Source organism: Curtobacterium sp. MCSS17_016 (assembly GCF_003234255.2).
GTDB lineage: Bacteria > Actinomycetota > Actinomycetes > Actinomycetales > Microbacteriaceae > Curtobacterium > Curtobacterium flaccumfaciens.
This window is the reverse complement of sequence record NZ_CP126254.1, coordinates 1,818,862-1,835,535: the sequence shown is the minus strand read 5'-3', so window position 1 is coordinate 1,835,535 and position 16,674 is coordinate 1,818,862. Positions and strand designations below refer to the sequence as shown.

The 16,674-nt window shown below is 73.4% G+C and carries 14 protein-coding genes and 1 other RNA gene; 3 read left to right on the top strand and 12 right to left on the bottom strand.

All coding sequences use genetic code 11. The annotated features are described in order from the left end of the window. Nucleotides 1-56: 56 nt before the first annotated feature. An RNA gene (gene rnpB, locus DEJ19_RS08725) (RNase P RNA component class A) lies at nt 57-417 on the top strand. 411 nt (nt 418-828) lie between these two features. Here rnpB and DEJ19_RS08720 read toward each other — a convergent pair. The 10 genes from DEJ19_RS08720 to DEJ19_RS08675 all read right to left on the bottom strand — a co-directional run bounded on the left by DEJ19_RS08720 (nt 829) and on the right by DEJ19_RS08675 (nt 11,635). After that, the gene (locus DEJ19_RS08720) at nt 829-1,563 is read right to left on the bottom strand and encodes a zinc ribbon domain-containing protein (RefSeq protein ID WP_027465445.1); all 735 of its coding nucleotides are present in this window, start codon (nt 1,561-1,563) and stop codon (nt 829-831) included. 2 nt (nt 1,564-1,565) lie between these two features. Further along, nucleotides 1,566-2,411 carry a Nif3-like dinuclear metal center hexameric protein gene (locus tag DEJ19_RS08715; protein ID WP_111232806.1) on the bottom strand — a complete coding sequence of 282 codons (846 nt, stop codon included), beginning with the start codon at nt 2,409-2,411 and terminating at the stop codon, nt 1,566-1,568. A 134-nt stretch (nt 2,412-2,545) separates the two neighbouring features. Next, entirely contained in the window at nt 2,546-3,613 is a 1,068-nt protein-coding gene (locus tag DEJ19_RS08710; protein ID WP_111232807.1) for a hypothetical protein, read from the bottom strand. A 106-nt stretch (nt 3,614-3,719) separates the two neighbouring features. After that, entirely contained in the window at nt 3,720-4,337 is a 618-nt protein-coding gene (locus DEJ19_RS08705; RefSeq protein ID WP_111232808.1) for an RBBP9/YdeN family alpha/beta hydrolase, read from the bottom strand. Between the two features lie 64 nt (nt 4,338-4,401). Further along, nucleotides 4,402-5,385, bottom strand: coding sequence for a helix-turn-helix transcriptional regulator (locus DEJ19_RS08700; RefSeq protein WP_111232809.1), 984 nt, complete (start codon nt 5,383-5,385; stop codon nt 4,402-4,404). Between the two features lie 130 nt (nt 5,386-5,515). Continuing rightward, the gene (locus tag DEJ19_RS08695) at nt 5,516-5,929 is read right to left on the bottom strand and encodes an ATP-binding protein (RefSeq protein WP_035808261.1); all 414 of its coding nucleotides are present in this window, start codon (nt 5,927-5,929) and stop codon (nt 5,516-5,518) included. After that, nucleotides 5,929-6,264, bottom strand: coding sequence for an STAS domain-containing protein (locus DEJ19_RS08690; RefSeq protein ID WP_017886068.1), 336 nt, complete (start codon nt 6,262-6,264; stop codon nt 5,929-5,931). The genes DEJ19_RS08695 and DEJ19_RS08690 overlap by 1 nt, the downstream gene beginning before the upstream one ends. Nucleotides 6,265-6,323: 59 nt before the next feature. Then, on the bottom strand, nt 6,324-7,532 hold the full coding sequence (locus tag DEJ19_RS08685) for a multidrug effflux MFS transporter (RefSeq protein WP_258377355.1): 1,209 nt from the start codon (nt 7,530-7,532) through the stop codon (nt 6,324-6,326). Nucleotides 7,533-8,098: 566 nt separating this feature from the next. Further along, nucleotides 8,099-10,756: a phosphoenolpyruvate carboxylase gene (locus DEJ19_RS08680; protein WP_111232812.1), complete on the bottom strand. Its 2,658-nt coding sequence runs from the start codon at nt 10,754-10,756 to the stop codon at nt 8,099-8,101. 195 nt (nt 10,757-10,951) lie between these two features. After that, entirely contained in the window at nt 10,952-11,635 is a 684-nt protein-coding gene (locus DEJ19_RS08675; protein WP_111089093.1) for a biliverdin-producing heme oxygenase, read from the bottom strand. An 84-nt stretch (nt 11,636-11,719) separates the two neighbouring features. On the opposite strand from DEJ19_RS08675, the gene DEJ19_RS08670 reads away from it, so the two are divergent. Both DEJ19_RS08670 and DEJ19_RS08665 read left to right on the top strand, forming a co-directional pair. Then, nucleotides 11,720-12,565 carry a siderophore-interacting protein gene (locus tag DEJ19_RS08670; RefSeq protein ID WP_111093429.1) on the top strand — a complete coding sequence of 282 codons (846 nt, stop codon included), beginning with the start codon at nt 11,720-11,722 and terminating at the stop codon, nt 12,563-12,565. A 539-nt stretch (nt 12,566-13,104) separates the two neighbouring features. Beyond that, on the top strand, nt 13,105-13,671 hold the full coding sequence (locus DEJ19_RS08665) for a GIY-YIG nuclease family protein (RefSeq protein ID WP_111232813.1): 567 nt from the start codon (nt 13,105-13,107) through the stop codon (nt 13,669-13,671). A gap of 47 nt (nt 13,672-13,718) precedes the next feature. On the opposite strand, the gene DEJ19_RS08660 is transcribed toward DEJ19_RS08665, so the two are convergent. Continuing rightward, complete coding sequence (locus DEJ19_RS08660; protein WP_111232814.1) at nt 13,719-15,269, bottom strand: GMC family oxidoreductase; 1,551 nt, start codon at nt 15,267-15,269, stop codon at nt 13,719-13,721. After that, on the bottom strand, nt 15,266-16,645 hold the full coding sequence (locus DEJ19_RS08655; protein ID WP_181441482.1) for an alpha/beta fold hydrolase: 1,380 nt from the start codon (nt 16,643-16,645) through the stop codon (nt 15,266-15,268). The genes DEJ19_RS08660 and DEJ19_RS08655 overlap by 4 nt, the downstream gene beginning before the upstream one ends. Nucleotides 16,646-16,674 lie beyond the last annotated feature (29 nt).

Sequence of the window (16,674 nt, the reverse complement as noted above, 5' to 3'; positions counted from 1 at the left end):
CGTGGGGCTCCCCACGCATCGGGCACCGCGGAGCCGGGTAGACTCGCTCCAGCGAATGGGTCGGTGAGACGGTCGCGTCGCTCCCCCGGGAGCGCCGAGGAACGTCCGGGCTCCACAGAGCAGGGCGGTGGGTAACACCCACCCGGAGCAATCCGCGAGACAGTGCCACAGAAAGCAGACCGCCGGCGGCAACGTCGGTAAGGGTGAAACGGTGGTGTAAGAGACCACCAGGGGTCCGGGTGACCGGATCCGCTCGGTAAACCTCGCCCGGAGCAAGGTCAGACAGAGGACGTTGAGGCTGCTCGCCGAGTCCTCGGGTAGACCGCTGGAGGCCGACGGCAACGTCGGTCCGAGAGAGATGGCCGTCACCGCCGTGCAAGCGGCGGGACAGAACCCGGCGTACGGCCGGCCCATTCGCCCCTCCTCCGAGCCGCGTCGGTCCACGCGGACGTCGCGCGCGGCGCGCGCGGTCACGACTCCCCGCTCAGGTCCACCGAGTGGTCACAAAGTGTCGTCCGGCACGGCCGCAGCCGACGGTTCGTGACCGCACGGCGGCACGCACGCGACGCGTTGCGACCAGCCCACGACGGACGGGAGGCGCGGTGCGGCGCCGCCACGGGCCTCCCGGCAGGCGGCGCAGGCGGCGCGCACGGTCACGACTCCCCGCTCAGGTTCGCCGAGCGGTCACCAACCGTCAGTCGGCGCGGCCGCAGCCGACGGTTCGTGACCGCTCGGCGGCACGCACGCGACGCGTTGCGACCAGCCCACGACGAACAGGAGGCGCGGTGCCAGCTGGCACCGCGCCTCCGCCACGGACGTCGCTCGCGTCTACAGCCCGGACTCGGCCGTCCGCACCAGGATCGCGTCGCTGTCGGGGCACAGCACCACGTCGTCGGGCGCAGCCCGGCGGATCGTCTGCAGGTCGGAGTTGTTGAGCGCCACGCCCGAGGCCGTCGACACGCCGCCCTGCAGCAGCGAGGCGCCGAAGCCGTAGCGCGCACGCTGCCGGTCGTACAGGGCGAGCAACTCGGCCGGCACCTTGGCGGCGACGTCGGCACGGGCCTGCTCGGCGGACTCGCGATCGGCCGTGAGCCGGGCGATCTCGGCGTCGCGCTCGGCGACCAGACCACCGCGGGCGGCCTCGACGTCGGCGAGCTTCGCCTCGATGTCACCGACGCGGGCGCGGAGCCCGTCGAGGTTCTCCATGATCTCGAGCTCGGCGGTCTCGAGGCCGCCGATGCGCCGCTGCAGCGAGTCGAGCTCACTCTGCAGTCCGGCGGCGTCCTTCGCGTTCGCGACGTTCTGCAGCATCGTGGTGTCGCGTTCGACACGGGCCTGTGCCACAGCGGTGTCGGACTCCAGGCGGGCGAGGTCGCGCTCGGCGTCCTCGACCTCGCCGGTGGCGGCGACGAGTTCACTTCGGAGCGCAGCAGCCTGCTTGCTCAGCTCGGTCAGCTGGTCGCCCTTCTGCAACGACGTGATGCGGTGCGCGATGCGGGTGACGTCGTTGTCGAGACGCTGGACGTCGAGGAGGATGACCTGGTCCTCGGGTGCTGCCTTCATGGTCAGGCTCCTTCTGTGGGGATGGTGGGTTCGGCGGCCGGCAGGACGGCGAAGTCCCACGGGTCGGTGCGGAGGTCGCTCACGGTGACGCGGACCCCGGCCCGGGTGCGCAGCTGCTCTGCGGCGACGTCGAGCCAGAGCCACTCGGTGGCCCAGTGCGAGGTGTCGATGAGCGCCGGCCCGCCGCCGAGCAGGGCCTGCTCGCGGAACTCCGAGGCCGGGTGGTGCCGCAGGTCGCTCGTGATGTAGACGTCGGCACCGAGCACGGCGGGGTGACCGAGCAGCGAGTCCCCCGCACCCGCGCAGAGCGCCACGGTGCGGACGGGCTGGTCGAAGTCACCGGAGACGCGGACCCCGGTGGCCGTGGGCGGCAGCAGGTCGACGAGCTTCCGGGCGAGGGCGCCGAGGGTCGTCCCCTCGGGCAGCACCCCGACTCGGCCGATGCCCGTGTCGGGGTCGGCGCCGGCGTCGAGCGGGCGCTGCTCGGTGAGCCCGAGGCGGTCGGCGAGGACCGCCGAGGTGCCGGTCGTCACGACGTCGGCGTTGGTGTGCGCCGCGAGCAGGGCGCTGCCGCCACGCACGAGGGTCGCGAGGACGCTCCCCTTGTAGGTCGACTCGGCGATCGTCGACACTCCACGGAGCAGCAGCGGGTGGTGCGTGAGCAGGAGCCCGGCACCGATTTCGACGGCTTCCCGTGCGGTGGCGGGGACCGCGTCGACGGCGAGGTGCACGTGCTCGACGGTGGCGGCCGGATCGCCCGCGACGAGTCCGACGGAGTCCCACGACTCGGCACCGGCGGCGGGCCACAGGTCCTCGATCACGGCCTGGAGTTCGCGGAGCGTCGGCATCCCGTCAGTCTACCGAGGCGACCGCCCCGCACGGGGCAGCCGATCCGTGTGGGGTGATCCGGGCCTCCAGGCAGGACAGCCGGAAGCGGTGTGACCGGAAGCGCTGCAGCCGACCGCACCGCGGCCGCGGGTCGTCAGCGACGACCGAGCAGGCCGAGCAGCCGGTCGACGAATCGCGACCACCAGCCGGCCGGGGCCGGCGCTGCCGCCGTGGCGGAGTCGGTGTCGGCTTCCGTCGCGTCCACGACGGGGGCCGGGACGACGGGTGCGGCGACGGCGTCCGGCAGGACGACCGGCGTGCTCGCGGTGACGCCCTGGTGCGCGGTGAGCGCTGCGGCGAAGGCCGCGCGGTCGATGACCGTCGGCCCGGTGGCGGGCAGGACGAGCGGGGTGGGTCGCGTGGCCGCGGACACCGGGGACACGGCCGGGAGGCCCAGCACCGGTCGGACGGGTTCGTCGCGTTCCGGGGTGACGAGTTCCACCACCGGCGCGGCTTCCGCGGTGCGTGCGGGTGCCTGCGCTGCTGCGGGGACGCTCGGTGCTGCGCGGGTCGGCACGGGTGCCGACCGGGTGACGAGCGCCACGGGCGCGGTCGCTGCGCGGCGGGCTGCGGCACGGTCGCGGCGGTCCGCCTCGGCGGCGGCGGTGAGCAGGTCGGCGAAGACGGTGTGGGCGAAGGCGCGGGCGGCCGTCACCTCGGGGTCCTCCGAGCCGGCGACGGTGGCCTCCCACGCGGCGAGGCGAGCGAGGTCCTCGTCACGGCGGCGGACCTCGTCCTCGAGCAGGACGATGCGCTCGATGCTGCTGCGGCCCGTGGACGACGACACCTCGACCGCGAGGTCCTCGATGCGCAGGGCCAGACGCTCCGGCGGCTCCGGGAACGACGGTGCGCAGGCGGCGGCGTGGCGGGCGCGGTCGCGGCGGAACGCGGGGGCGGCGACGGGTGCCGACGGGGTGATCTCGTCGGCCGGGGCCGGGGTGGCGACGTGCGCCGGGGCGGTCGTCGGGTCGACGACCGCTTCGTCGGCGGTCGAAGTGCTGCTCGCGGCGTGTCCGGGGCGCTGCACGGGGCCGGTGACGGGCGGGACGACGAGGTCCGGCACGTACGGGGCACGGGTCGCCGGTGCGTCGCGGAGCCACTCCTCGAGCTCGCGGCCGAACGGGTCCACGAGCGGGGTGCGTGCGCCGGACTGGGTCTCCATGTCCGAAGGATAAATATCGCGCGGGCCGAAACGCGGGACATCCGCGGTGTGTCGCTGCACCGCCTGCCATATCGGAGCGGAGTTGAGCGGCGTGTCGCGCCCGTCGTCACCGAGGTGGGCGCAGGCCGTCCTCGAACGCCCGCAGCAGTTCCCGGCCCGCGGGCCAGGCACCGACGCCGCTCGCGACGTTCACGTGCCCGAGGGCACCGACGCGGACGACGTCCGCGCCCATCGCGTCGGCGAACACGAGCGCCCGGTCCGCGCTGCAGTACGGGTCGTCGTCGCTCACGACGAGGCGCGTCGGGACCCGCTGGGCCGGGGGCACCGGGCGCGGCGCCACGAAGCCCGAGGCCTCGGCCGGGAACGTGTCGCCGAGCGGGTCGGGCGGGGCGACGAGGAAGGCACCGGTGACGAGCGCGGGAGCGTCCGCCGTGGTGGCGAACCAGTCGGCGACGGCCAGGACACCGAGGCTGTGGGCGATGAGGACCGGGGACTCCGGGCACGAGGCCACGGCCGTGGAGATCGCGGCGCGCCAGTCGTCCGGGTCCGGGTCGCTCCACGAGGTGGGGGCGATGCGGACGGCGGCGGGCTGCTGGGGGCGGTGGTCGTGCTGGATGTGCTCGTCGTGCTCGTCCTGCTGCTCCCGCTCCCAGACGGACTGCCAGTGGTCCTGGTCCGAGTTCCAGATGCCGGGGACGATCACCCACGGTAGCGCTCTGCTCACCGGGGCAGCGTAGCGAAGAAGCGAGGCACCGTTCCGGAGTGTGGCGCGCGGTGCACTGCCCGGCTCAGAGCTGCGGGACTGCGCCCCGGGGCTGCTGCAGCGTGTCGCGCGGGTACTGCCCGAAGCGGGACGCGTACGCCGCCGAGAACCGGCCGAGGTGCGCGAAGCCCCAGCGCAACGCCACGCTCGCCACCGTCAGGTCGCCCGCCGACGCGCGGCGGAGTTCCTCGTGCACGCGGTCCAGCCGGATCCCCCGCAGCAACGCGTTCGGCGCCGTTCCGACCTGCCGCTGGAACGCCTGCTGCAGCCCCCGGACGCTCAGGCCGACGTGCTCGGCGACGTCGGTCGTCGTGACGGGCGTGTGGGCGAAGGCGTGCATGAACTCCACGGCCTCGCGGACACGACCAGTGGCCCCCTGCGGCAGCGCGACGTCGGGGGCGATGGTCTCGTGCGGGAACGTGTCGAGGAACGCCAGCGCGGTCTCGCGCACGGTCTCGGCGAGGGCCAGCGCGGTGAGCGGTGCCGGGCCGAGCACGATCGCCGCGGCTCGTTGCACCCGGGCGTTCCAGGCACGGAGGTCCTCCGGCCGGGGCGCGGCGGTGTGGTCGAAGACCAAGGGGCCGGGCCGGGTGCCGTGCACCTCGGCGGCGACGCGCTCCAGGTACGTGCGGTCGAACTGCACGAGGCTCTGGCGGACGTCCTGCAGGTCGAACACGAAGGGGCGCCGCGTCGGGAACACCCGGGGCGTCCCCGGTGCGAAGTCGACCTCCTGGCGACCGACGTCGACGCGGCCACCGCCGTCCGAGGTCCACATCACGACGTACTCGTCGGGAACCTCGACCTCGCCCTGCATCCGCCCGTCGAACCGGGTGGAGCGGAACGTCATCGATCCGTCGCCCACGACCTGGAACCGGTACGCGAACGGACGATCGGTCCGGGACGCCGAGAACCCCGTGCTCTCGTAGGCCTCTTCGTACAGTTGCACGGCCGCGTCGAGTCCGGCGCCGGACGTCTCGAACCGGATCCGGGGATCAGGCTCGACAGTCATCGCGCGAATCGTGACACGGTGTCCGGGAAACGCGACAATCGGCGATCCCTCCTTGCGGTTTACGGCCCGCGGAGTGCGCTGGGCGGACGACCGGTGCGGCTCCGTCGATCCGTGACGGCCGTGCTCCCGCTCAGTGCCGGGAGCGCAGCACCGTCCAGCGGTTCCGGTCGGCCACGCGTTCGTACCGCAGGTCGTCGACGACCATCCGGACCAGGGCGAGCCCGCGACCACCCTCGGCGAAGTCGTCGGGCAGCACGGCGGCGTCGGGATCCACCGTCGCTGCGACCCCGTCGTCGGACAGCAGCGCCTGGAAGCGCTCGTCGCCGATCTCGAGCCGGAGCTCGCACGAGACGCCGTCCGGCCGGGCGCCGTGCTCGATGACGTTCGAGGTGAGTTCGACCAGGGCGAGCTCGAGGGCCATCCGGTCCTCGGCGGCGACGGACGGCTCGTGCTGCCAGACGCCCGCGAGGAAGTCGTGCACGGCGGACACGTCGTCCGGGGGGCACGCCAGTGCGAGCATGTGCTCGGCGACGGGGGCGGTCATCACCAGTCGGTCACCGCGGCGTCCCCGTCGGGGTACGTCCGCAGGATCTTGTCGATGTTGGAGAGCTTGAGCACCATCTGGACCTGTTCCGACGGCGCCGCGATGCGGAGGTCGCCGCCGGCCTGGCGTGCGGTCTTCAAGCTGCCGACCAGGGCGCCGAGGCCGGAGGAGTCCATGAACTCGACCCCGGAGAGCTCGACCACGAGCCGCGAACGCCCGTTGCCGACGATCTGGGCGACGGTCTCGCGGAAGGTGGGCGCGGAGACCATGTTGAGCCGGCCGCTGCACTCCAGGACGGCGGTGTCGGTCTCCGCCTCGTGTACGACGATGTCCATCTCGGTGGGTCTCCTCAGATCGGTGCGCCTTGCAACCAGCAACCTACCGGCTCAGCCCCTCAGTTGTGGGACCGGTTTCGCCGCGTCGCCGTCACCTGGACCACGACCGCTGCGGCCATCAGCGCTGTCATCACCCCGCCCATCGCCAGTGCGGTGCCGCCGAGGGCGCCGGCGAGCGGGGTGCCGAGACCGCCGATGCCGAAGGTCAGGCCGCCCTGCAGGGCAGCCGCCGTGCCCGGGTGCGCCGCGCCGACGTGCTGCGTGCGGGTCATCGCCGCCGGCAGGACGAAGCCCCACGCGGCCGTCACGACCGCGAGGGCGCACCACACCGGCACCGGCCCGAGCCCGAGGAGCGCCGACACCAGCACGGCGGTGGCTCCGACCGTCCCGACGACCAGGCCCAGGGTCAGCAGGGCGTCCTCGCTGAACCGCCCGACGAGCCGGCCGAACAACAGCGTCGTGACGATCATCATCGACGCGTTCGTGGCGAAGACGAGCGTGTACAGGCCCTCGGAGAACCCGAACTCCGACTGGAACACGAACGAGCTCGTCGCGATGTAGGCGAAGAACCCCACCGTCGAGAGCACCCCGCTCAGCACGTAGGCCCGGAACCGCGGGATCGCCAGGAGCTCGCGGATCCGCTGCCCGTTCGCCGCGAACCCGACGCCACCACGACGCGCCGGCGGCAGGGTCTCGCGGAACCGCAGGACCACGGCCACGAAGAACACGGCGCCGAGCACGGCCAGCACGACGAACATGAGCCGCCACGTGCCGATCGTCAGCACCGCTCCCCCGGCCAGCGGGGCCACCACGGGCCCGATCGCGTTGATGGCCGCGAGCGTGCCGAACACCTTCGCCATCCGGGTACCGCTCGTCACGTCGGACACCATCGCCCGGCCGGCCACGGCACCCGCGGCTCCGGCGAGTCCCTGGGCGACGCGGGCCACCACCAGCGTCACGACGTCGGGGGCGAGCGCGCAGCCGACCGACGCGAGGGCGAACAGGGCGGTCCCGACGACGAGCATCGGCCGACGACCGATCCCGTCGCTCACCGGTCCGACGAGCAGCTGGCCGACCGCGAAGGCCACGAGGAACGCCGTGAGCGACAGCTGCACGGCGCCGGGCGTCGTGTCGAGGTCGCGCGCGATGGCCGGGAGTGCGGGGATGTACATGTCCGTCGCGAACGGCGATACCCCGACGATGAGCGCCAGCGGCACGATCGGGGGCAGCACGGTCGTCGTCGGTCCCAGGCTGCGCTCCGTCGTCACCTCCGACACGCTACGCGTCCCCGAATCGATTCGACGGACACTTCGTGAGCAGCAACGGTCGGTTCGCGGTGCCGGACGCGACCGTTCCTGCTCACGAAGCGCGGGCCTGCGACGTGCGCGCGGACGGACAGGAGGCCCGGTGCGGGCCCGCCACGGGCCTCCCGTCCGGCGCCGCGAGCGGTCACGACACCCCGCTCACGTCCGCCGAGTGGTCGCGTTCCGTCGCCCGGCGACGGCGCAGCCGACGCTTCGTGACCACTCGGCAGGCGCCACCCGACGTGTCCTGACCGCTCGGGCCGACCGACGGCGCGAGGCGCGAGCGGTCACGACACCCCGCTCACGTCCGCCGAGCGGTCGTGTTCCGTCGCTCGGCGACGGCGCAGCCGACGCCTCGTGACCGCCCGGCCGGGGCCGCCCGACGAGTCCTGACCACTCGGCGGAGCGGCGACGCGAGGCGCGGCAGACGCTTCGTGACCGCTGGGCGGTGCGGCCCGGGACGTGCGCGGGGACGGACAGGAGGCCCGGTGCCAGCTGGCACCGGGCCTCCCGTCCGTCGGGTGGGGGCGTCAGCCCGTGTTCTGCAGGCCGGCCGCGATCCCGTTGACGGTGAGCAGCAGGAGCCGGTGGTCGGCGTCCGTGGGGTCCGTGCTGCCGGACGTGCGGATGGCGCGCAGCGCACGGAGCTGCAGGTGCGACAGCGCGTCGACGTACGGGCTGCGGAGGCGCACGGCGCGGGCCAGGACGGGTCGGTCCTCGAGTACGTCGCTGCCGCCGGAGACGCGGAGCACCCAGTCGCGGGTGCGGACCATCTCGTCGAGCACCTTCGCGGCGAGGTCGTCGCGGTCGGCGAGCTCGAGGTACCGGCGGGCGATGTGCTCGTCGGTCTTCGCGAGCGACATCTCGACGTTCTTGATCATCGCGGCGAAGAGCGGCCACTCGGCGTACGCGGCACGGAGCACGTCGACGTCGCCGACGGCCTCGAGTGCGGAGCCGAGCCCGTACCAGCCGGCGAGGTTGATGCGCGCCTGCGTCCACGAGAACACCCACGGGATGGCGCGGAGGTCCTCCAGCGACTCCACCGACAGGCCACGACGGGCCGGGCGGGAGCCGAGGGGAAGCAGGCCGATCTCCTCCATCGGGGTGACCCGGGCGAACCAGGGCGCGAAGCCGTCGGCCTTGACCAAGTCGTAGAAGGCGACGCGCGAGACGTCGTCGAGCTGCTGGGCGAGGTCGGCGAACCGGGCGGCCGCGGCGGCGGTGCGCGCCTCGTTCGACGGCGTCGACGCGAACAGCGTCGCCGAGGCCATCTGCTCGAGGTGGCGGGCGGCGATGTCCTGGTCGCCGTACTGGGCGAAGATGACCTCGCCCTGCTCGGTGAGCTTGAGCCGACCGTCGATCGATCCCGGCGGCTGCGCGAGGACGGCCTCGTTGGCGGGACCGCCGCCGCGGCCGAGCGAACCGCCGCGGCCGTGGAACAGGGTCAGCTCGATGTCGTTGTCTCGGGCCCAGTCGGCGATTCGGGCCTGGGCGTCGTACAGCGCCAGGTTCGCGGACACCGGGCCGACGTCCTTCGACGAGTCCGAGTAGCCGAGCATGACCTCGAGCCGACGGCCGGTCGCGGCGAGGCGTCGCTGGAACGCCTCGGTGCGGACGGCCTCGTCGAGGATGTCGACGCTGGCGTGCAGGTCGGCGAAGGTCTCGAACAGCGGGATGACGTCGAGCACCGGCGCGGCCTCGGCGGACCCGAGCGCGGCGACCGCGAGTTCGTGCACGTTCGCCAGGTCCGCCGGGGACTGCGTGAAGGACACGATGTACCGGTTCGCCGCGCGGACGCCGTAGCGGGACTGCAGCCCGGCGATCGTGCGGAACACGGCGAGGACCTCTTCGGTGGTCTCGCTCAGTTCGCCACCGGCGCGGATCTCGGCCAGGGCCGTGCGGTGCACCTGCGAGTGCTGGCGGACCTCGAGCTCGGCCAGGTGGAACCCGAAGGTCTCGACCTGCCAGATCAGGTTCTGCAGCTCGCCGTTCGCCGGGCGGATCGCGCCGGCGGCGATGAGCGACGCCTGGATGGTGCGCAGGTCGGCCAGCAGCGCCTCGGGACCGTCGTAGGCCAGTGGGGTGGTGCCGGTCCGGGTGGCGTCGATGCGCGCGGCGACGAACAGGAGCGCACGACGGTGGGTCTCGTTCGGTGCGCGGACGCCGATGCGCTCGGCGATGCCCGGGTCGAGGGACTCCTGCGCGGCGACGAGGGCGGTGAGGCCGGCGTCGGCGGGGGTGTCGCTCGCGTCGAGCGTCAGGGCGCTGCCGATTCGGGTGGTCGCGCGGGCGAGGCCGAGCAGGATGTGCTCCGCCGCGATCTCGGCGGCCTGGCGGGTGACGTCGGCCGTCACGTGCGGGTTGCCGTCACGGTCGCCGCCGATCCAGGTGCCGAACCGCACGAACGCGGGCGCGATCACGGAAGCGCGGCCGGCGTCGTCGCCCTGCAGCCGGTCGTCGAGCAGGCGGTAGACCTGCGGGACGATCTCGAACAGGGTCTGGTCGAACACGCTCATCGCGGTGCGGACCTCGTCGAGCGGGGTCGGCCGGGTGGTGCGGAGCGGCGAAGTGCGCAGGAGGGTCGTGATCTCCTCGAGCAGGCGGCGCTCGTTCTCGGCGCGGGCCGTCGCGTTCCGGGCGCGGTCGCGCTCGTCGATGAGGTCCGTGATGCGGCGGACACCCGTGGTGACCGCGCGGCGGCGGGCCTCGGTCGGGTGAGCCGTCAGCACCGGGTGGAACCGCAGGGCGCGGAGGCGCTCGGCGGCCTCGGACTCGCCGACCTCGGCGACGAGCTCGGCGTAGGTGGCGGGGAACGAGTCGCCGGCCACGCCGCCGTCGTCACCGCGCTGCCGGAGGACCCGCACGCGATGGTGCTCCTCGGCCAGGTTCGTGAGGTGGAAGTAGGTGGTGAACGCCTGTGCAACGGCTTCGGCGCGTTCGGCCGACATGCCCGAGACGATCGCCTGGGCACGCGCGGCACCCTCGGCGTGGTCGCCCTCGTAGGCGTCGATCACGGCGGCGCGCAACGACTCCACGTCGTGGAGCAGTTCGTCGCCCCCGTTCTCCCGCAGCACCCGGCCGAGGAGGTTGCCGAGGTACCGGACGTCGGCGCGCAGGTCACTGTCGACCGCACCGCTGACGTCGTCCCGCGCGCGCTCGTGGCGTGCAGATCCGTCGATCGCCGTCATGGAGTCCTTTCCGGGTCGTCCGGGAGGCTGGTCCCGGGTCCCAGCAGCGTATCGGCACCCGGGGCGCATGACGTCGACCGTCCGGACGGACGCGGGACCGGGTCCGGACGGACGGACGCGGAGCAGGGTCCGCGCGGGGCCGGCGGTCCCGCGCGGGTCCGGGTTCGGAAGTGCCGGGGTGCTGCCGCCGCTGGATCAGGCAGGCACGGAGGCGCTGCCCGGCTCCTGACGGAACGGCGCACGGCGGGCATCGAGGCCGGCGAGCAGCCCCCGGTTCAGGTCGTAGGCGAGCTCGACCTCGGCGATCACCCGCTCCTGCTCGTCGGCCGTCCAGGGCGCGGCGTCGAGCTGGGCCCGGTAGGTGTGCTCGAAGTCGCTCGGGTCGGCGACCTGGTCGAAGATGTAGAACAGGACACCGTTCGTGTCGAACCCGAACCGCTCGGCCAGCACCTGCCCGATCACGTGCCCGCCGGACACGTCGCCGAGGTACCGCGTGTAGTGGTGCGCCACGAAGCCGCCGGGCCATTCCGCCGCGACCTCGTTGAGGCGTCGCACGTACGCGGTCGTCGCGGGCAGCGGGCACACCAGCTCGGACCAGTCCGGGCCGATCAGGTACTCGAGGTCGGCACGGATCGCCGGCATCCGGGTGAGCTGCGCGGTGACGAACGGCGCCGCCACGGGGTGGTCGGCCATGCGTTCCGCCGCCCGCTCGAGTGCGTCGTACACGAAGGCGTACTGTCCGAGCAGGTCCGCGTAGTCGGCGACGTCGCAGTCGCCGCCGAGCAGGTCCTGCATGAAGCCGCTCGTGGCCGAGGCACCGTGCGAGCGCCGCGTGCGACGCCGCAGCAGCTCGGAGAACGGGATGACGGTCGAGTCCATGAGGTAAGGCTAACCTTAGTGATGCGCGCGTCAAGCAGGGATCACCCAGGTGACGCCGAACCCGCGAGAGGAAGCTCCCCCACGATGAGCTCGAAACCCAAACGCCCCCAGCACGTCTTCGTCGTCGACCGCACCGAACGGCTCTCGCCCCACATGGTGCGCGTGCACCTGGGCGGCTCGGCCTTCGAGGACTTCGTCGCCCAGGCCGACCCCGACCGGCTTGGCTCGACCGACAAGTACGTCAAGCTCCTGCTCGCGAAGCCGTCGCTCGGACTCGTGCCGCCGTACGACCTCGAGGCCCTGCGCGAGACCCTGCCGAAGCACGACCGCCCGGCCCGCCGCACCTACACGGTGCGTGCGGTCGACCACACCACGCGGACCATCGCGATCGACTTCGTCGTGCACGGCGACGAGGGCCTCGCCGGTCCCTGGGCAGCGTCCGCGCAGCCGGGCGACCGGCTCGCCCTGTCCGGGCCCGGTGGTGGCTACGCGCCGACCACCGACCCGGCGGTCACGCACGTGCTGCTCGGTGACGACAGCGCCCTGCCCGCGATCGGCGCGGCACTCGAGTCGATGCCCGACTCCGCCACCGGGGTCGCCCTGGTCGAGGTGGCCGGGCCCGCGGACGAGCAGGACATCCGGCACCCGGCCGGGGTCGACCTGCGGTGGCTGCACCGGGACGCCACCGGCGCCCAGCCGGGCACGCTCCTGCTGGAGACGGCCCGCGGGCTGCCGCGTGCCTCCCGGCCGGTCCAGGTATTCGCGCACGGCGAGCGGACCGCGATGAAGGCGATCCGTCGGCTGTTGCAGGACGACTGGGGGCTGGAGAAGCGCGAGATGTCGTTGTCGGCGTACTGGGCGCTCGGTCGCGGTGAGGACGAGTTCCAGGAGGAGAAGCGCGAGCCCGTCGGGGTGATCTTCACGGACTGACGGCGGCCTGCGTGCCCGTTCCTTCCCATGGTGGGCGCGATGGCTGGTGGGAACGGGCGTACCTGGTCGGAAGAACGCACCAGGTACGCCCGATTCGACCAGGTACGCCCGTTCTTGTTCGGTACGCCCGGCGGCCGGGGTGCCCGGTTGTCGCAGGTACGCCCGTTCTTTCCCAGAACGGGCGCGATGGCTGGTGGGATCGGGCGTACCTGGTCGGAAGAACGGACCAGGGACGCCCGATTCGACCAGGTACGCCCGGCACGCCCGTTCTCGGTCGGAACGCCCGGCGGCCGGGGCGCCCGGCTGTCGCAGGTACGCCCGTTCTTTCCCATAACGGGCGCGATGGCTGGTGGGAACGGGCGTACCCGGTCGGAAGAACGGACCAGGTACGCCCGATTCGACCAGGGACGCCCGATTCGACCAGGGACGCCCGATTCGACCAGGGACGCCCGGTACGCCCAGGGACGCCCGGTACGCCCAGCGCGCGCAGCGGCCGGGAGGCCCGGGGCACGTCGGTGGGTCGGGCTAGCGTTCGGCGCATGGTCACCTCGTCGTGCTGCGTGCCGGGTTGCGCACGCGTGCTCGCGGACGGACTCGCGGGCGTCCCCCTGTGCGGCGCGCACGTCGCGTTCGTCACCGACCTCGCGGCCGAACACCCCGGGATCGAGGACGCCCTGCCAGGCCCGTGCCCGGCGTGCGGGTCACGGATCGGGGTGCGGTACCCCTCGGGGATGGTGTGTTCCCGGTGCGAGTGGCGGTGGGGTGACGTGCCGGACGGCGACCTCGCTCCCCCTCGGGTCGACGTCGTCTACTACCTGCGGATGCGCGACGACTTCGGCGACCGCATCAAGATCGGCACGACGATGAACCCCCGGCAGCGGCTCGCGGCGATCCCGCACCAGGACCTGCTGGCGTTCGAGCGCGGTGACCGGACCCTCGAACGCCGACGGCACGCCGCCTTCGCCGCCAGCCGGTACCCGGGTACCGAGTGGTTCCGGGTGACGCCGGAGCTCCTGGCCCACGTGGACACCGTCGCTGCCGGGGTCGACGACCCGTGGGACCTGCACGCCCGGTGGACGAGCGAGGCGCTCGCGCTGCGAGGCTGAGCCGTGCCCAGGCGGTCGGCGCGGGCTCAGCCGGTCGCGGTGCCTGCTCAGGCGGCCTGCAGCATGCGGTCGGCAGTGCGGAGCGAGAGCGCCATGATCGTCAGGGCCGGGTTCGCGATGACCGCGCTCGGGAACACCGAGTTGTCGGCGATCCACAGGTTCGGGACGTCCCACGAGCGGCCGTCCTGGTCGACGACGGAGCTCTCGCGGTCCGTGCCCATCCGCGCGGTGCCGATGGTGTGCGCCGTGCGTTCGAGCACCCGGACGTCCTGACCGCCAGCGGCCTCGACGATGGTCGTCATCGTGCGGACCGCGTGGCGGCGGATCGCTTCCTCGTTCGACCCCGGGGTGAACGAGACCCGGGCACGCGGGACACCGTGCTCGTCGAGTTCGTCGCTCAGCTCGAGGCGGTTGTCGTCGTACGGCAGGCACTCGGCGTTGATGCCGACGCCGGCCGAGAACGGGTAGTCCTGCAGCGCCCGGACGAGCTCGGCACCGCGGAGTCCGCCACCCCGCACAAGCGAGGTCGCGAAGGTCTGCGGCTGCACGCCCAGGCTCTGGATGAGGTAGCCGCCCGCGAAGTCGGCGTCCGCCGGTCGGACGAAGTCCTCGGTGATGATCGACGACGGGTACCCACGGTACGAGCGCATCGACTCGTCGAACCGCGCCCACACCTGGGTGGCTCCGTGCGCGGTGAAGTTCCGGCCGACCTGTCCGCTGCCGTTCGCGACACCGGTGTGCAGCAGCAGCCGCGGCGTCTCGACACCACCCGCGGCGAGGACGAGGGTCCGGCAGCGCTGGCGGTGCTCGCGGCCGTCGGCGGTGTACAGGACCGCCTCGACCCGTCCCGCCGCGTCGAGCTCGATGCCGTGCACGAAGGACTCCGGACGGATCTCGGCACCGAACGCCACGGCGGCGGGCAGGTAGGTCGTGTCCATCGACACCTTCGAGCCGTTGCGGCAGCCCTGGTGGCACGAGCCGCAGGACACGCAGGCCTGGCGCAGCCCGTGGTGCTCCTGGTGCCGGTCCTCGGTCGTCAGGCCGACCGGGGCGTCGGTCGCGGTGATCCCGGCGGCCGCGGTGCCGCGCATCATCATGTCCGACGAGGCGTTCCGGGCCGGCGGGCGCATCCGGTACCGGCGGGAGGGGTCCCACGGGTAGTGCTCGGGCCCGGCGACGCCGACGTCGTGCTCGACCTGCTCGATCCAGCCGGTGAGTTCGGCGTGGCTGATGGGCCAGTCCTGCCCCGCGCCGCTCTCGGTCCGAGGTCGCAGGTCGTGCTCGCTCGGCCGCGGGGTGAACGCACCCCAGTGCAGCGTCGACCCGCCGACGCCCGTGCCGCTGTTGTTCGGGCCGAAGGCCGTGGGGGCTCCACCGCCGCTCAGCCGCTCGTCCATCCAGTTGATGTCACCGGGGGCGGCGACCTCGTCGGGCACGTGGTCGCCCGGCTCGGTGTTGCGCCCGGCCTCGAGCGCGACGACCGTCAGGCCACGGCGGGCCAGCGATGCGAGGAGCGGTGCTCCCCCGGCCCCGGTGCCGACCACCACCACGTCGACGACGTCGTCCGTGCCGTACGTGCGTTGTCCGTCGAGTCTCATCGTGCAGCTCCGGTCGTCGGTGCGGTGTCGATCGTCGTGGCGGTGCCGGCGGGGGCCTCGGGTTCCCAGGCCTCGCGCTCGCCCGCCGCGAGCAGCTGGAAGCCCTGCTTGCGGACGCCGTCGCCGCCGTTCGCGTAGCCGTCGAAGTCGATGGCGGCCATGGTGGCGGGGTGTGCGAGCCAGTGCTTCACGAGGTCGACGCTGGCGTCCTCGAACCACGCGCGCAGCTGCTCGGCGTCGAGGTCGCCGTCGGCGCGGTACCGCCCGACAGCCACGGACTCGAGGGCCTGGTCGAGCACGCCGTCGCGGGCTGGTGCAGCGAGCACGTCGAGCGCAGCACGGTAGGCCTCGGCGTCCACCGGCAGGCCGTCCGGCCGCCAGCCGTCGCCGAGCCCCGCGGCCAGCTGCGCGTCGACCCGCAGCGCCAGGTCGACCTGGTCGCTGCCGGGCTGCGGGACGACGATCCGTGCGACGGCGCGCAGGGTGTCCAACTGCGTCGGCGTCAGCGCGTGGGGTGCGGCCGCCGGGTCGTCGGGCAGCGCGCGCTCGGCGAGCAGGCCGCGGGTCCGGGCGCTGACCCGCGGCGAGGCGATCACGCGGGCGTGCTCCACGGGGACGACCGGCGACCCCGTGACCCGGCGCTGCCAGAAGTCGCGGATGCGCTCGGCCACGGCCTCGGGCTGTTCCCACGGCAGCAGGTGGGCGGCGCCGTCGACGACGTGGAGCTCGCTGTTCGGCCAGTGCGGCAGGGTCAGGCGACGCTGGGCGTCGGCATCGAGGTCGCCGTCCTCGGCACCGGCGAGCACCAGGGCGGGCACGGGGTTCGGTGCGCCGTCCGACCAGTCCTCGCGGCTGCCGCGGGAGAGCCAGTCTGTCCAGGCCGCGGGGTCGGTCCGCTCGACGTCCTGCACCGCCGCGCTGTGCCGCGCGGGCGCCAGGGGTGCGGCGGTGTTGGCGGCGACGAACTCCTCGGCGTCCTCGACGGAGATCGGGCCGCCGGCAGCCCACGAGAGCATCGTCCAGCGGCGGTCGTCGTCCATCGGCTCGGGGGCGAGCGGGGACGCGGCGAGGAGCAGCACGGCCCGCAGTCCGAACAGGCCGTTCGCGCCGGAGATCGTGCGGTCGGCCACCACCGTGGCGACCTTGCCACCCATCGAGTGTCCGAGGAGCATCCACTCCGTCGAGCCACTCGCCCCGATCGCGCGCTCCACCAGGACGGCCATCTCCTCGACGGTGGTGCCGGACGACGACGGGCTGCGGCCGAAGCCGGGCAGGTCGATGCCGATCAGGTCGAGGTCGCCGAGGAGTTCGGCGCGCAGCAGCGCGAACTCCTCGGAACTCGCTCCGAGGGCGTGGAGACAGAAGACGGTGGTCACCATGTATACCTACCCGTCGCTCGCGACCG

Coding starts and splice junctions, on each gene's coding strand:
- DEJ19_RS08700 (WP_111232809.1), bottom strand. CDS start 5,385: ATGACTGTCGAGCCTGATCCCCGGATCCGGTTCGAGACGTCCGGCGCC.
- DEJ19_RS08680 (WP_111232812.1), bottom strand. CDS start 10,756: ATGACGGCGATCGACGGATCTGCACGCCACGAGCGCGCGCGGGACGAC.
- DEJ19_RS08690 (WP_017886068.1), bottom strand. CDS start 6,264: ATGGACATCGTCGTACACGAGGCGGAGACCGACACCGCCGTCCTGGAG.
- DEJ19_RS08665 (WP_111232813.1), top strand. CDS start 13,105: ATGGTCACCTCGTCGTGCTGCGTGCCGGGTTGCGCACGCGTGCTCGCG.
- DEJ19_RS08710 (WP_111232807.1), bottom strand. CDS start 3,613: ATGGAGACCCAGTCCGGCGCACGCACCCCGCTCGTGGACCCGTTCGGC.
- DEJ19_RS08720 (WP_027465445.1), bottom strand. CDS start 1,563: ATGAAGGCAGCACCCGAGGACCAGGTCATCCTCCTCGACGTCCAGCGT.
- DEJ19_RS08670 (WP_111093429.1), top strand. CDS start 11,720: ATGAGCTCGAAACCCAAACGCCCCCAGCACGTCTTCGTCGTCGACCGC.
- DEJ19_RS08715 (WP_111232806.1), bottom strand. CDS start 2,411: ATGCCGACGCTCCGCGAACTCCAGGCCGTGATCGAGGACCTGTGGCCC.
- DEJ19_RS08695 (WP_035808261.1), bottom strand. CDS start 5,929: ATGACCGCCCCCGTCGCCGAGCACATGCTCGCACTGGCGTGCCCCCCG.
- DEJ19_RS08675 (WP_111089093.1), bottom strand. CDS start 11,635: ATGGACTCGACCGTCATCCCGTTCTCCGAGCTGCTGCGGCGTCGCACG.
- DEJ19_RS08660 (WP_111232814.1), bottom strand. CDS start 15,269: ATGAGACTCGACGGACAACGCACGTACGGCACGGACGACGTCGTCGAC.